Annotated in this window: 16 protein-coding genes, 1 tRNA gene and 1 pseudogene; 12 read left to right on the top strand and 6 right to left on the bottom strand. The window is 54.4% G+C overall.

Annotated elements, in window-relative coordinates; translation table 11 throughout:
* The first annotated feature begins 8 nt into the window (after positions 1-8).
* The 6 genes and pseudogenes from M2407_RS00260 (at position 9) to M2407_RS00240 (ending at position 3,562) form a co-directional block, all read left to right on the top strand.
* Entirely contained in the window at positions 9-626 is a 618-nt protein-coding gene (locus M2407_RS00260) for a hypothetical protein (RefSeq protein WP_259216479.1), read from the top strand.
* A 57-nt stretch (positions 627-683) separates the two neighbouring features.
* A complete protein-coding gene (locus M2407_RS00255; RefSeq protein WP_259216478.1) occupies positions 684-941 on the top strand; it encodes a hypothetical protein in 258 nt (85 codons plus the stop codon).
* A gap of 465 nt (positions 942-1,406) precedes the next feature.
* The gene (locus M2407_RS00250; RefSeq protein ID WP_259216477.1) at positions 1,407-1,787 is read left to right on the top strand and encodes a hypothetical protein; all 381 of its coding nucleotides are present in this window, start codon (positions 1,407-1,409) and stop codon (positions 1,785-1,787) included.
* A gap of 15 nt (positions 1,788-1,802) precedes the next feature.
* A complete protein-coding gene (locus M2407_RS26280) occupies positions 1,803-1,985 on the top strand; it encodes an ANR family transcriptional regulator (RefSeq protein WP_409049642.1) in 183 nt (60 codons plus the stop codon).
* A gap of 228 nt (positions 1,986-2,213) precedes the next feature.
* Positions 2,214-2,348: pseudogene (locus M2407_RS00245) on the top strand (helix-turn-helix domain-containing protein); the annotation flags it as partial.
* A gap of 92 nt (positions 2,349-2,440) precedes the next feature.
* Positions 2,441-3,562 (top strand): site-specific integrase, encoded by a 1,122-nt coding sequence (locus M2407_RS00240; RefSeq protein ID WP_259216476.1) that lies wholly within the window; start codon positions 2,441-2,443, stop codon positions 3,560-3,562.
* A 24-nt stretch (positions 3,563-3,586) separates the two neighbouring features.
* Here the strand turns inward: M2407_RS00240 and M2407_RS00235 are convergent.
* The 3 genes from M2407_RS00235 to M2407_RS00225 all read right to left on the bottom strand — a co-directional run bounded on the left by M2407_RS00235 (position 3,587) and on the right by M2407_RS00225 (position 4,311).
* Positions 3,587-3,663: transfer RNA gene (locus M2407_RS00235), tRNA-Arg, on the bottom strand.
* Positions 3,664-3,808: 145 nt separating this feature from the next.
* The gene (locus M2407_RS00230; protein ID WP_128864444.1) at positions 3,809-4,105 is read right to left on the bottom strand and encodes a hypothetical protein; all 297 of its coding nucleotides are present in this window, start codon (positions 4,103-4,105) and stop codon (positions 3,809-3,811) included.
* Positions 4,102-4,311, bottom strand: coding sequence for a hypothetical protein (locus M2407_RS00225; RefSeq protein WP_071844575.1), 210 nt, complete (start codon positions 4,309-4,311; stop codon positions 4,102-4,104). Before M2407_RS00225 ends, M2407_RS00230 begins: the two co-directional genes overlap by 4 nt.
* 208 nt (positions 4,312-4,519) lie before the next feature.
* Between M2407_RS00225 and folD the strand changes: the two genes are divergently transcribed.
* Both folD and ybcJ read left to right on the top strand, forming a co-directional pair.
* Positions 4,520-5,386 (top strand): bifunctional methylenetetrahydrofolate dehydrogenase/methenyltetrahydrofolate cyclohydrolase FolD, encoded by an 867-nt coding sequence (gene folD, locus M2407_RS00220; protein ID WP_259216475.1) that lies wholly within the window; start codon positions 4,520-4,522, stop codon positions 5,384-5,386.
* A gap of 10 nt (positions 5,387-5,396) precedes the next feature.
* On the top strand, positions 5,397-5,609 hold the full coding sequence (gene ybcJ, locus M2407_RS00215; RefSeq protein ID WP_012005606.1) for a ribosome-associated protein YbcJ: 213 nt from the start codon (positions 5,397-5,399) through the stop codon (positions 5,607-5,609).
* A 68-nt stretch (positions 5,610-5,677) separates the two neighbouring features.
* On the opposite strand, the gene cysS is transcribed toward ybcJ, so the two are convergent.
* The gene (gene cysS, locus M2407_RS00210) at positions 5,678-7,063 is read right to left on the bottom strand and encodes a cysteine--tRNA ligase (protein ID WP_259216474.1); all 1,386 of its coding nucleotides are present in this window, start codon (positions 7,061-7,063) and stop codon (positions 5,678-5,680) included.
* Positions 7,064-7,372: 309 nt separating this feature from the next.
* On the opposite strand from cysS, the gene ppiB reads away from it, so the two are divergent.
* The 4 genes from ppiB (at position 7,373) to purK (ending at position 10,355) form a co-directional block, all read left to right on the top strand.
* Positions 7,373-7,867 carry a peptidylprolyl isomerase B gene (ppiB, locus tag M2407_RS00205; protein WP_020825563.1) on the top strand — a complete coding sequence of 165 codons (495 nt, stop codon included), beginning with the start codon at positions 7,373-7,375 and terminating at the stop codon, positions 7,865-7,867.
* Positions 7,868-7,877: 10 nt separating this feature from the next.
* Positions 7,878-8,600 carry a UDP-2,3-diacylglucosamine diphosphatase gene (lpxH, locus tag M2407_RS00200; RefSeq protein ID WP_020825562.1) on the top strand — a complete coding sequence of 241 codons (723 nt, stop codon included), beginning with the start codon at positions 7,878-7,880 and terminating at the stop codon, positions 8,598-8,600.
* A 166-nt stretch (positions 8,601-8,766) separates the two neighbouring features.
* The gene (purE, locus tag M2407_RS00195; protein WP_020825561.1) at positions 8,767-9,291 is read left to right on the top strand and encodes a 5-(carboxyamino)imidazole ribonucleotide mutase; all 525 of its coding nucleotides are present in this window, start codon (positions 8,767-8,769) and stop codon (positions 9,289-9,291) included.
* Complete coding sequence (gene purK / locus M2407_RS00190; protein WP_259216472.1) at positions 9,288-10,355, top strand: 5-(carboxyamino)imidazole ribonucleotide synthase; 1,068 nt, start codon at positions 9,288-9,290, stop codon at positions 10,353-10,355. Before purE ends, purK begins: the two co-directional genes overlap by 4 nt.
* Before the next feature lie 65 nt (positions 10,356-10,420).
* On the opposite strand, the gene galE is transcribed toward purK, so the two are convergent.
* Together galE and M2407_RS00180 are read right to left on the bottom strand one after the other, a co-directional pair.
* Positions 10,421-11,437, bottom strand: a complete 1,017-nt coding sequence (galE, locus tag M2407_RS00185; RefSeq protein WP_142815767.1) for a UDP-glucose 4-epimerase GalE — start codon at positions 11,435-11,437, stop codon at positions 10,421-10,423.
* Positions 11,438-11,510: 73 nt separating this feature from the next.
* Positions 11,511-12,917, bottom strand: a complete 1,407-nt coding sequence (locus M2407_RS00180; protein WP_130016219.1) for a sugar porter family MFS transporter — start codon at positions 12,915-12,917, stop codon at positions 11,511-11,513.
* Positions 12,918-13,244: the final 327 nt, after the last annotated feature.

Genomic DNA, 13,244 nt, shown 5'->3' with positions numbered 1-13,244 from the left:
GGGGATGCATGACACAGACACTAACGACTGATCGGTTGAAACAGATTACCGACGCGATATCGGCAGAGCCACACGATTACGAATCAATCTACGACTCTATCAAGCATGGCGAAATTGCTGCAATGGCCCGCGAACTCCTGGCTAACAGGGAGGCGCAGCCGGTGGCGTATATCGGTGCTCAAATGCTAGAGGATTTAACCGATGGGGCGCGGAGTTGCGGTCGTGTTTGGGTAAGATCTAAAGACGAACTTAGCGCAGATGACAGATTGGCGCTCTACACCGCCCCGCCAGCGACAGCAGTGGTAAAGCTTCCGACCGAGTTCTACAGCGATGAAGGAGTTGTGGTTCGATTGGAAGAAGTAATGGCCGCACTGGCCTTGGTCGGGGTGAAATACGAACGCAAGGGTAACGCCTGCCGCGCCGCAATGCTGGCTCAACCTGTTAGCCAGGGCAAGTTGCCGGACAACGTGCGCGAAGCTCTTGTGCTGGCGTTACAGGCTATGGAATTTATGGGCGACACGCTGAATAACATCGACGCGGTATGCACCGAAGATGTTGAGTATGTGACTCCAGCCTTCACGGCGGTACGCGGGTTGCTGGCAGCAGCACCGGAGGGCGGCAATTGACTCCCGCTCAACCATAATTATACTGTATGCATAAACAGTATTTTCATGGTGTGCATTATGGGCTCAAAAGAACTCGGCTATCAAATCGTCTATCGCGGCGAATCACTTCCCCATTTCGTAGACGGTGGCTGGGTGTTCTTCCAGCGCCTAAAGGAGTACGGCGGCGGCTACTGGCTGGGACGCACATACAACGATGCGTTCATATTCGGACTTGAGCGGCCTACGTCTCTATTTGAAGGTATCCAATTCATCCTAGCGTCAAGGTCAGTCGAGCGAAACGCAGATAAGTTTGACGACGATTTCACCCTCTTCTAAGAAGGAATCCACACGTTGCTGCTTATGCCAGACGACAACGAAATACTCGCAAGGCTCAGCGCTACCGGCTCCACACCTGATTCAGTTGCAAACCTTCTCCGCTGTGCCGGTTACAGCGGCATGACTGGCATAGCCATACGCAGACGGCTGATCAGGCTGGAAAAGGAAAAGGCCGTTGAGCGAGTTCGCCGCCCAGACATCAAAAAAATCTGCTGGGCCCCAATCACAAAATAACACTTCCCCGCCGGACACAATGAAACCTCGAATTCCACAACGAATCAGCATCAAAGCTGAGGGGGTTCTATGCGCCTATAAGGCTGGCAAAAAGACGCCCGTACGAACCTACCAACACAATCATTTAACGCTGCCAGTGGCCCGCTGCTGGCGTTTGCTTTCAAAGGACAACGGCCATTCATGGGAGGTCATGTCCCATGAGCGCTACAACAACCAGATAAGGATCTGAATATGACCAATTGTGAGTTACTAAAACACCTGGTTAAAGACGGTGGCAGTTATACCTGCAGCGAACTTCGCACACATCTTAATGCTGTTTTCCCCGGAGAAAATATTGATGTGAAGCGCACCCGCACGTTACGCGCCGCAATGGTTAACTCATGCTTTGTGAAATGCGAATGGGCTCATGTTGGGAAAGGAGAGAAATCAATCAAAGTGGTCAGTGTCGATCCGCGATTTGGTGACTACGCAAGAGCAAAACCAAAGGGTATTCAGCAGAAAATCACTGATAGCTATCTACGCAGCGAACCGCCAGAAGTGGTACGCCAAATGCTGCTCGTCCAGCAATTCAACAAGCTGCTCGCACCAGTAACTCACCAGCGCGCCTACTAATACCGGAGCATCATCATGACATTTGGATATAAAAACTTAGCGCACCAGGCCGCTGAGGCAGAACGCCGTGCCCAATATTCCGACGCGGCCAGTATTTGGCTTAAAGCATTCGAAGTGGCTCGGGTAGTCGATGTTACATGGGTACAAACCCGCATCGATTTTTGCGTCAACGCGGCATCGCGGAACTGGGGTAGATAAAATGCATCCTGTCGCTGATACCGGCAGCATTCAGAAAAACCTTCTCCGTAGCACAGCAAGAGAACTACTGAACGAATTCGAATCCCCCACCAACAAATTCACCTTTCGACAGCTACTCGACAAACACGCAGTGAAAATCGCTCCCTATTGGCCTAAGCATCCACCGGCATGGCTGCGGCTTAACTGTGAGGTTCATAGAGTACGAGAAGGGAAATAACAGAGGCATAGATGGATAAATACAGCCTTACAAGGGATGAGGCTTGCGCTTTCCTGGGAGTGTCCGCGCCAACCCTAACCGCGTGGATTCGCTCAGGAAGGTTATCAGCCACCCGCAAAGATCCGACCAAGTCAAAATCCCCTTACTTAATAACCCGACAAGCCTGTATTGCCGCGCTTAGCAATCCGATCCACACTGTGCCGGTGAGCGCGGATGATGCACATGAGGAGAAAGCACCATGTCATTATTCCGCCGTGGAGAAATCTGGTACGGCAGTTACACGTCGCCAAGCGGCAAGCGAATTAAGGAATCGCTTGGGACATCGGACAGACGCCAGGCGCAGGAGCTGCACGACCGTAGAAAAGCTGAACTTTGGAGAATAGAGCGTTTGGGGGACTTCCCGAATGTGACATTTGAAGAGGCTTGCTTGCGCTGGTTAGAAGAAAAGGCGCACAAGAAATCACTCGATGCAGACAAGGGCCGGATTGGATTCTGGCTCATGCATTTTGAAGGGGTTTTATTGAAGGATATAACCGAGGCAAAAATCTATACCGCAGTTAGTCGCATGACCAATAGGAAGGCAGAGGAGCGCTGGCAGATGCGTGTTGATGCAATGGCTAAGAAAGGCATTGTGATACCGCCGCGAAAATCTGAAGCCGTTTCAACTTCAACAAAGGCTAAGCACCTTGCCTTGATGAAGGCACTTATGAGGGCTGCGGAAAGGGATTGGAAGTGGATAGAAAAGTCACCAGTGATCAAGGTGCCGCAGGAAAGAAATAAGCGAGTTCGGTGGCTCGAACCCGCTCAGGCACAACGATTAGTAGATGAGTGTCCAGAACCTCTTAAATCTACCGTTGAATTTGCACTAACCACTGGCCTCCGTCGCTCTAACATTATCGAACTTGCCTGGTCGCAGATCGATATGCAGCGCAAGGTGGCATGGATTTACCCAGAGGATAGCAAATCTGGCCGCGCGATAGGAGTCGCTCTCAACGACACCGCCTGCGCAGTTTTACGGCGACAGATTGGCAATCATCACAGATGGGTGTTTGTTCATAAAGATCCGGTGAGAAAAATGCGAGTCGATTCTAACACTGCTTGGCGAGCAGCATTAAAACGTGCTGGCATTGATGACTTCCGTTTTCATGACCTTCGCCATACTTGGGCAAGTTGGTTAATTCAGGCCGGTGTTCCATTATCAGCGCTGCAGGAAATGGGAGGATGGGAAAGCATTGAAATGGTTCAGCGATATGCACACTTAGCACCCAATCATTTAACTGAGCATGCGAGGCAGATAGATGCGATTTTTGGAGGCTTAGTCCCAAATCTGTCCCATGTAGAAATTGAGAAGCTTGGGTGATTGTCGTAAGTCGTTGTTTCTTAATGGTACGCCCTACAGGGCTCGAACCTGTGACCTACGGCTTAGAAGGCCGTTGCTCTATCCAACTGAGCTAAGGGCGCATTGGGATGCGGCAACCGGGAGTTGCGGGTTGGATTATACGGTCAGAGATCATTGAGTCAATGCCTTTTCATGACGTTACGTCAGCAGCCGTGCTTTATGATGAATTTTCAGTCATTACCGCCGCCCTGCATTGAGTTAACCGCGTCATTTCCCTTGGGTTAAGTCCGGTAACAGGCTGCTGTTACGCTGTACCAGGCCGGCATCAGCCTGTTCTGGCATACGATCCGACTGTTGCTGTTCTGCCGGACGCTGCAGGCAAACGCGAGCCGAGCGCACCATCGCGTTGATGTTTCCCCAATCGGCATGCTGGGCCGCCAACGGGTTGCAAGCCGCCGATAACGGCTGCAGTAAAGCTGCGCTAACCGGTGCGGCATTTAACGAAGCCTGCGCCATTGGCCCCCATACCAGCAGCATAAAACCCATCCCTTTGATGTTTCTCATGCACGCAGCCTCCGGCACAATGCGCCCAGGCGCGTTCTCCATGAAGGCGGCGTTTTGTGTGCGGCAAGCTGATGCAGGGCAATCAGCTGCGCAACGTCAGCCGGATGCAAGGACGAATCGAATACCGTTTCCCCCACGTGTCTTGGTTGGCATGCCTGGCTATCAACAGGCAGGTGTAAAAAGTGCAACCGGGTAATGAGCATCATGATTTTGACTCCCGTCCTCAGTGTGAATAGCCACAGCTTACGCAGCGAGCGGTAAAAAAGGCGTAGAGGATCCTGACGTTGGCATAAAAAAAGCGTAAATCACACCTGGCAAACACCGTCGATCGCGATTCAGCGCCTGACAGCGCGCTCCGCTTCTGACAAAATAGCGTCATCCCCCGCTTTTCTTAATTGATGGATTTCCTCACTGATGTCAGCAAAGATTATTGATGGTAAAACGATTGCGCAGCAGGTTAGAAACGAAGTGGCTGAGCAAGTTAAACAACGTCTGGCCGCCGGAAAACGCGCTCCGGGCCTGGCTGTCGTATTGGTTGGCGAGAACCCCGCCTCACAGATTTACGTCGCCAGCAAGCGCCGCGCCTGTGATGAAGTGGGCTTCCTCTCCCGCTCTTACGATCTGCCTGCCACCACCAGTGAGGCTGAACTGCTGGCGCTGATCGATCGGCTGAACGACGACGGTGAGATCGACGGCATTTTAGTGCAGCTGCCGCTGCCGGCCGGTATCGACAACGTCAAGGTGCTGGAGCGTATTCATCCGGATAAAGACGTCGACGGTTTCCATCCGTACAACGTTGGCCGCCTGTGCCAACGTGCGCCAAAACTGCGCCCCTGCACCCCACGCGGTATCGTCACCCTGCTTGAGCGTTACAACATCGATACCTATGGCCTGAATGCCGTCGTGGTTGGCGCGTCCAACATCGTCGGCCGCCCAATGAGCATGGAGCTGCTGCTGGCCGGGTGCACCACCACCGTAACCCACCGTTTCACCAAGAACCTGCGCCACCACGTTGAAAACGCCGATCTGCTGGTCGTGGCGGTCGGCAAACCGGGCTTTATTCCGGGCGACTGGATAAAACCTGGCGCTATCGTGGTGGACGTCGGCATTAACCGTCTGGAAAGTGGTAAAGTGGTCGGCGACGTGGATTTTGACGCCGCAAGCGAACGCGCCGCCTACATTACTCCGGTTCCGGGTGGCGTGGGTCCAATGACCGTTGCTACACTGATCCAAAATACCTTGCAGGCCTGCGAGGAATATCACGACGTTCAACCTAAATAAGTAAGGCAGTATGGAAACTTTTAATCTGGATAATCACCCGCACGTCGAACTGTGCGACCTGCTCAAATTCCAGGGCTGGTGTGAAAGCGGCGGTGCCGCCAAAGAAGTCATCGCCGATGGGCAGGTGAAAGTGAACGGCAAAGTCGAAACGCGCAAACGCTGCAAAATCGTTGCCGATCAGGTCGTGGAGTTTAACGGCGGTAAGGTTGTAGTTAAGCCGTAATCCCCGCTCCATAGAAAAAGGCGCTGAAGATTAACTCAGCGCCTTTTTTGTTTGTAGCCTAAAGCGGATTACTTACGGCGCCAGGTGGTTCCCTGCGGGCCATCTTCCAGCACGATGTTCATCTCGTTCAAGCGATCGCGCGCGGCATCCGCCAACGCCCACTCTTTGGCTTTACGCGCATCGTTACGCTGCTTGATCAAGGCTTCGATCTCCGCCACTTCACCATCATCGACCTGTGCGCCGCTCTGCAGAAACTGTTCAGGTTCCTGCTGCAGCAGACCGAGCACCTTCGCCAGCTTGCGCAGTTCTGCAGCCATGCCGTTCGCCGCCGTCATGTCTTCAGCTTTCAGACGGTTAACCTCACGCGCCAAATCAAACAGCGCCGAGTAAGCTTCCGGCGTGTTGAAGTCGTCGTCCATGGCTTCACGGAAACGGGCTTCAAACACGTCGCCGCCGGCCGGTTGGGCGTTGGCATCTGTGCCACGCAGCGCAGTGTACAGGCGTTCCAGAGCGGTACGGGCCTGCTTCAGATTCTCTTCGCTGTAGTTCAACTGGCTGCGATAGTGGCCGGACATCAGGAAGTAACGCACGGTTTCAGCGTCGTAGTAACCCAGCACGTCGCGAATAGTGAAGAAGTTATCCAGGGATTTCGACATTTTTTCTTTGTCGATCATCACCATACCGGAGTGCATCCAGTAATTGACGTACGGGCCGTCATGGGCGCAGCTCGACTGGGCAATTTCGTTCTCGTGGTGCGGGAACATCAGATCGGAACCGCCGCCGTGGATATCAAAATGGGTGCCAAGCTGCTTGCAGTTCATGGCAGAACATTCAATGTGCCAACCCGGACGCCCTGCGCCCCAAGGCGACGCCCAGCTCGGTTCGCCCGGCTTGGACATCTTCCACAGCACGAAGTCCATCGGGTTGCGTTTCACGTCGTCGATTTCTACGCGCGCACCGGCCTGCAGCTGATCCAGATCCTGGCGTGACAGCAAACCGTATTGCGGATCGCTGTCGATGGAGAACATCACGTCGCCGTTGCTGGCTACATACGCGTGATCGCGATCGATCAGGCGCTGGGTGATCTCAATAATCTCAGCGATATGCTGGGTCGCACGCGGTTCAATGTCCGGTCGTTCGATCAGCAGAGAATCGAAGTCGGCGTGCATCTCCGCCAGCATGCGTGCGGTCAGTTGATCGCAGCTTTCGCCATTTTCAGTCGCGCGGCGGATAATTTTGTCGTCAACGTCGGTGACGTTACGCACATAGTTCAGCGAGTAGCCGAGATAGCGCAGATAACGTGCCACCACGTCGAAAGCAACGAAGGTACGCCCATGTCCGATATGACACAGGTCATAGATGGTTACCCCGCACACGTACATGCCCACTTTACCGGCATGAATGGGTTTAAATTCCTCTTTTTGACGACTCAGGGTATTAAAAATCTTTAGCATCGGGACATTCCGTGGTGTGCGTGATAACAAAAATGATAACCAGGGTTAAGGTTGTTCACCCAGCAGCGTATTGAAACCCGAAGCCTGATCTAATGCAAGGTTAAGGCCGCGCTTTGCTGAGCTCAGAGGTGGAAAACGGTGATAAATCAGCGATTGCCACCAATGTTATAATATAACAAATTGCCATTTACCACAGCCTGAGCGCGGTTTAGCCGCTGCTGACTCATTACAGGAGATATGTTATAACGGCGGTCTGATAGTTCACTCGCTCCATGTGACATCTCACTTCATCTTGTTAGGACTAAAACTATGGTTACTTTCCACACTAATCACGGCGACATCGTTATCAACACCTTCGCGGACAAAGCACCGGTTACCGTTGAAAACTTCCTGAACTACTGCCGTGACGGTTTCTACAACAACACCATTTTCCACCGTGTTATCAATGGCTTCATGATTCAGGGCGGCGGTTTTGAGCCGGGTATGAGCCAGAAAGACACCAAAGCCACCATCAAGAACGAAGCCAACAACGGTCTGAAAAACACCATCGGTACCCTGGCAATGGCGCGTACCAACGATCCACACTCCGCGACCGCACAGTTCTTCATCAACGTAGCAGACAACGACTTCCTGAACTTCCGCGGCGAAAACGCCCAGGGTTGGGGCTACTGCGTGTTTGCTGAAGTGGTTGAAGGCATGGACGTGGTTAACAAGATCAAAGCCGTGAAAACTGGCCGCAGCGGCATGCACCAGGACGTACCGGTAGAAGACGTGATCGTCACCAGCGTTACCGTCAGCGAGTAATCGCAGCTGAATGAACACGCTGTTCATTGCAGATCTGCACTTAAGCGCACAGGAACCGGCAATTACTGCCGGTTTTCTGCGTTTTTTGCGGCAAGATGCCATACACGCCGAAGCCCTGTACATACTCGGCGATCTGTTCGAAGCCTGGATCGGCGATGACGATCCCGAACCGCTGCATGCTGAAATCGCCGCGGCGCTGAAGACGCTGCAACAGGCAGGCGTGCCCTGCTACTTTATCCACGGCAACCGTGATTTTCTGGTGGGCAAGCGCTTTGCCCGTGCCAGCGGCATGCAACTGCTGCCGGAAGAAAAGGTGCTGGACCTGTATGGCCGCAAAATCCTGATCCTGCACGGTGACACGCTGTGTACCGACGATCGGGCCTACCAACAGTTCCGCCGAAAAGTACACAACCCACTGATTCAAAAATTGTTCCTGGCAATGCCTTTACGCTGGCGCCTTAAGATCGCCGCTAAAATGCGTGCCCGCAGCCGGCAAAGCAACCAATACAAATCGGACGCCATCATGGACGTCAACCCGCAGGCGGTTGAGCAAACCATGCTGAACCACCAGGTTCACTGGATGATCCATGGCCACACGCATCGTCCGGCCGTGCATGAGCTGACGCTGAGCAACGGCAAAGCTCACCGTTTAGTGCTGGGTGCCTGGCATGAAGAAGGCTCGATGATCAAAGTCAGCGCCGACGCCGTCGAACTGATCCAATTCCCTTTCTAAGCTTCTGACTTCACGCGCGGGTATAAAAATTCGCGCTTTTGACGATCAAAACCGGCGACGCAACCGTTTTCCTTGCCGTTCGCTCATGGTATGCTCTACGCCCTCATTCGGCCTCCCGCCGCAGGCAATCGGCCGTCGTTTGTACAATTACAGGAGCCTTACACCCATGGGAGCCAACGCCGCTTCAGCCACTCACGCTGAGGTTAAAATCGCAATTGTAATGGGATCGAAAAGTGACTGGGCCACCATGCAGTTTGCGGCCGAAGTCCTGACCTCACTCGACGTCCCGTTCCATGTCGAAGTCGTTTCCGCTCATCGCACGCCAGACAAGCTGTTCAGCTTTGCCGAACAGGCAAGCGCCAAGGGTATTGACGTGATCATTGCCGGTGCGGGCGGTGCTGCGCACCTGCCGGGCATGCTGGCGGCGAAAACCCTGGTGCCGGTGCTGGGTGTGCCGGTGCAAAGCGCTGCCTTGAGCGGCGTGGACAGCCTGTATTCCATCGTGCAAATGCCGCGCGGTATTCCGGTAGGCACCCTGGCGATCGGCAAGGCCGGCGCCGCCAATGCTGCACTGCTGGCAGCGCAAATTCTGGCGTTGCATGACGCTGAGTTGGCGCAACGCCTGGCCGATTGGCGTCAGGCGCAGACTGACGAGGTGCTGAATAACCCGGACCCGCGGGAGGAAGCATGAAGCCGGTTTGCGTACTGGGTAACGGTCAACTGGGGCGTATGCTGCGCCAGGCCGGTGAGCCGCTGGGGATCGCCGTCTATCCGGTTGGCCTCGACGCTGAGCCGGAAGCGGTACCTTATCAAAACAGCGTGATCACCGCCGAAATCGAGCGTTGGCCGGAAACCGCGCTGACGCGTGAGCTGGCGACCCACAACAGCTTCGTTAACCGCGATATTTTCCCCCGTCTGGCGGACCGCCTGACGCAAAAACAGTTACTCGATCAGCTCGGCCTGGCCACTGCCCCCTGGCAGTTGCTGACCGACGTCGCCGAGTGGCCGCAGGTTTTCGCGACCCTGGGCGAACTGGCTATCGTTAAACGTCGCGTCGGCGGTTACGACGGCCGGGGTCAGTGGCGTCTGCGCCCAGGTCAGGAAGCCGAACTGCCGGCCGATGCCTATGGCGAATGCATCGTCGAACAGGGGATTAACTTCTCCGGCGAGGTCTCATTGGTCGGCGCACGCGGACACGACGGTAAATCGGTGTTCTATCCGCTGACCCATAACCTGCATGAAGAAGGCATTCTGCGCACCAGCGTGGCGTTGCCGCTGCCCAATCCTGCGCTGCAACAGCAAGCTGAACAGATGCTGACGGCGATCCTTGATGAACTGAACTACGTCGGCGTCATGGCGATGGAGTGTTTTATCGTTGGCGATCGTCTGTTGATTAACGAACTGGCGCCTCGGGTACACAACAGCGGCCACTGGACGCAAAACGGCGCGTCTATCAGCCAGTTCGAACTGCACCTGCGTGCCATTCTCGCCCTGCCGCTGCCGAAGCCGGTCGTGAGCACCCCGTCGGTGATGGTCAACCTGATCGGTACCGCGGTAAATCAGCAGTGGCTGGCGTTACCGCTGGTGCATCTGCACTGGTACGAGAAAGAGGTGCGCGAGGGCCGCAAGGTTGGGCATCTCAACCTGAACGATCCCGACGCCGGTGCGTTGCAACAGGCATTGCAGGCTTTGGCGCCGCTGTTACCGGCCGAATACCAAAGCGGTTTGGCCTGGGCGCAACAAAAGCTGGCTTAAGCGTTACGTCGCACTAAAAACAAAGGGTTCAGCAAGCTGAACCCTTTTTTACTGTCGATGAAAAACTATTGGCGGTAGCCCTGCGGGTTTTTACTTTGCCAGTTCCAGGTATCGCGCATCATCAGATCAAGGCCGCGTTGCACTTGCCAGCCCAGCTCCTGTTTCGCCAGGCTGGCATCGGCCCAGAAGGCAGGCAGATCGCCCGCACGGCGCGGTAAAATCTGGTAGGGAATGGTTACCCCCGAGGCTTTCTCAAACGCCTGCACCATTTCCAACACCGAATACCCTACCCCAGAGCCCAAATTATAGGCTTTGAAACCGGCGATCAGTTTTAAGTGGTCCATCGCCGCCAGGTGGCCCTGAGCAACATCCATCACGTGAATGTAATCACGCACGCCGGTGCCGTCTTTGGTCGGGTAATCGCCGCCGAACACGCTCAGGCTTTCACGCTGGCCAATAGCGACCTGCGCGATATACGGCAGCAGGTTATTGGGAATGCCGCTGGGATCTTCACCAATCAGCCCCGACTCATGGGCGCCTACCGGGTTGAAGTAGCGTAGCGCGATAATCGAAAATGCCGGTTCGGCCTTGGCAAAATCCTGCAGGATCTGCTCCACCATCCATTTTGAGGTACCGTAAGGGCTGGTAGTGCCGCCAATCGGCATATCCTCGCGATAAGGCACCGGCGCATTTTCACCGTACACCGTGGCGGAGGAGCTAAAGATAAACCGGTGAACGCCGGCCTGACGCATCGCTTCCAGCAGGACCAACGTGCCCGTCACGTTGTTTTGATAATACTCCAGGGGTTTCTGGGTCGACTCCCCTACCGCTTTCAGACCGGCGAAGTGGATCACCGAAGCAATCTGCTGCTCGTTAAAGATCCGCTGCAAGCAGCCTGCGTCCTGTATATCACCCCGATAGAACTTTGCGGCTTTGCCCGTCAGCTGCGCTACGCGTCGCAAGGACTCTTCAGACGCATTGACCAAATTGTCCAGCACCACCACATCTTCACCCCGTTCCAGCAGCGCCAATACGGTGTGCGAACCAATGTATCCGGCACCGCCGGTCACCAAAATCGCCATAATATCCTCCTGTCGTCAGCATCTGGCGTTAACGCCAGATGCCTGAACGAATATCCTATGCCCAGCCTGTCGGCTAGCGCGAACCAATATTGCGTAACGGTTTACCGGCCATCAGATTGCGTTCGATATGCTCCAGCGAGATATTTTTGGTTTCCGGAATCAACGCCAGCGTGATGAAGATAAATACCAGGTTAAGCGCTGCGTACACCCAGAAAGTGTGCGCGCTACCCAGCGAATTGAGCATGGTCAAGAACGTCGCCCCGACGATCATGTTGGCAATCCAGTTGGTGGCAGTAGAACAGGTTATGCCAAAATCGCGGCCTTTCAGCGGCTGGATCTCTGAACACAGCACCCAAATCAGCGGGCCGGCGCTCATGGCAAAACCGACAATAAACATCAGCAGCATGATGATGGCAAAGTATTGCTCGGCCGGCGAGGTCATGCCCACATTCATCATGGTCCCCAGCGCGCCCATGCCCACCGCCATGACGACAAAGCCCAGCGTCAGCGTCGGTTTGCGCCCCCAGCGGTCAACCAACCCGATGGCAATAAAGGTCGCCAGCACGTTAACCAGGCCGACAACCACCGTCCCCCACATCTGCTGTGCGGTACTGGCAAAGCCCGCCAGGCCAAAAATTTTCGGTGCGTAGTACATGATGACGTTCATCCCGGTGAACTGTTGCATCACCTGCAGCAGGACGCCAAGGAACACGGCGCGGCGGAAGTTTTTATTGTCTTTAAACAGCGCCCAGCCGCTCTGTTTCAGCTTAAGGCTTTCGCGAATTTCATTCAGTTCGTGCTGCGCCTGAGCGCTGGTATCACGCAGCTTTTCCAATACCTGGCGCGCCTGCTCATGGCGATTGCGCGAAGCCAGCCAGCGCGGGCTATCCGGCAAGAAGAACACGCCGATCAACAGCAATACCGCAGGGATGGTGATCACGCCCAGCATCCAGCGCCAGGCGCCGGTATAGCTGAATGCGGTATCCGACAGGTAGGCCGCCAGAATGCCGATGGTAATCATCAACTGATACATCGAGATCATGCTGCCGCGAATTTTCTCCGGGGCAATTTCAGACAGATAAATCGGCGCGGTATAAGAAGCCACCCCCACCGCCAGTCCAAGCAGCACGCGAGAAATCAGCAAGATTTCCACGTTGGGAGCCGCGGCTGAGCACAGTGAACCGACGACAAACAACACGGCGCCAATCATCAGGCTGTATTTACGCCCGATACGGAAGTTCATCCAGCCACTGCCCACGGCGCCAACCGCCGCCCCAAACATCATTGAGCTGACCACCCACTCCTGCTGGGAGCTGGTGATGTTAAACGAGTCGGTGATAAACGGCAGAGCACCCGCAATAACCCCGATATCCAGACCGAATAGCAACCCAGCCAGTGCGGCCAGAAAACAGACGAAAAAAGTCATCCCTGCATTGCTCTGGCTCTTTTCAGCCGCCGACACTTTGACGGTAGTACTCATACAGCCTCCAAACGATAACGTGCTTAAGTTGCCCGTATGATAGGAGGCAATTCGCCAGAGAGAAGTGAGTGCGATCACATTAGTGGAAACGATTACATTTATTATTTGTTTAGATAAAAACAGAAACACAACCTTAAAAACAACACTCACCACTGATTTTAAAGGCTAAACATAAGCATTCATGCCCTAATATGGCGGTGACAGCAATATCATTTTACCTTGACCGCTCCCAATAAATTGAGTAACCCGAAGGAAGAGTGTAACCGATTTCACACAGAGTTCGGCCAAGAGGATGGCCGACAGATCGAGGCAGGGATTGAAAGCGGT

This window comes from Serratia sp. BIGb0234, assembly GCF_024809915.1.
Classification (GTDB): domain Bacteria; phylum Pseudomonadota; class Gammaproteobacteria; order Enterobacterales; family Enterobacteriaceae; genus Serratia; species Serratia liquefaciens.
Note: the sequence above shows the minus strand (reverse complement) of the source record. Positions and strands in the feature narration are given on the sequence as shown.

Excerpts from the sequence above, each read along its gene's own strand:
- purK (WP_259216472.1), top strand. The coding sequence starts at position 9,288 with ATGAAGCCGGTTTGCGTACTGGGTAACGGTCAACTGGGGCGTATGCTG.
- cysS (WP_259216474.1), bottom strand. The coding sequence starts at position 7,063 with ATGCTAAAGATTTTTAATACCCTGAGTCGTCAAAAAGAGGAATTTAAA.
- ppiB (WP_020825563.1), top strand. The coding sequence starts at position 7,373 with ATGGTTACTTTCCACACTAATCACGGCGACATCGTTATCAACACCTTC.
- ybcJ (WP_012005606.1), top strand. The coding sequence starts at position 5,397 with ATGGAAACTTTTAATCTGGATAATCACCCGCACGTCGAACTGTGCGAC.
- M2407_RS00225 (WP_071844575.1), bottom strand. The coding sequence starts at position 4,311 with ATGATGCTCATTACCCGGTTGCACTTTTTACACCTGCCTGTTGATAGC.
- folD (WP_259216475.1), top strand. The coding sequence starts at position 4,520 with ATGTCAGCAAAGATTATTGATGGTAAAACGATTGCGCAGCAGGTTAGA.
- lpxH (WP_020825562.1), top strand. The coding sequence starts at position 7,878 with ATGAACACGCTGTTCATTGCAGATCTGCACTTAAGCGCACAGGAACCG.
- M2407_RS00260 (WP_259216479.1), top strand. The coding sequence starts at position 9 with ATGACACAGACACTAACGACTGATCGGTTGAAACAGATTACCGACGCG.
- purE (WP_020825561.1), top strand. The coding sequence starts at position 8,767 with ATGGGAGCCAACGCCGCTTCAGCCACTCACGCTGAGGTTAAAATCGCA.
- M2407_RS00255 (WP_259216478.1), top strand. The coding sequence starts at position 684 with ATGGGCTCAAAAGAACTCGGCTATCAAATCGTCTATCGCGGCGAATCA.
- M2407_RS00240 (WP_259216476.1), top strand. The coding sequence starts at position 2,441 with ATGTCATTATTCCGCCGTGGAGAAATCTGGTACGGCAGTTACACGTCG.
- M2407_RS00180 (WP_130016219.1), bottom strand. The coding sequence starts at position 12,917 with ATGAGTACTACCGTCAAAGTGTCGGCGGCTGAAAAGAGCCAGAGCAAT.
- M2407_RS00230 (WP_128864444.1), bottom strand. The coding sequence starts at position 4,105 with ATGAGAAACATCAAAGGGATGGGTTTTATGCTGCTGGTATGGGGGCCA.
- M2407_RS26280 (WP_409049642.1), top strand. The coding sequence starts at position 1,803 with ATGACATTTGGATATAAAAACTTAGCGCACCAGGCCGCTGAGGCAGAA.
- galE (WP_142815767.1), bottom strand. The coding sequence starts at position 11,437 with ATGGCGATTTTGGTGACCGGCGGTGCCGGATACATTGGTTCGCACACC.
- M2407_RS00250 (WP_259216477.1), top strand. The coding sequence starts at position 1,407 with ATGACCAATTGTGAGTTACTAAAACACCTGGTTAAAGACGGTGGCAGT.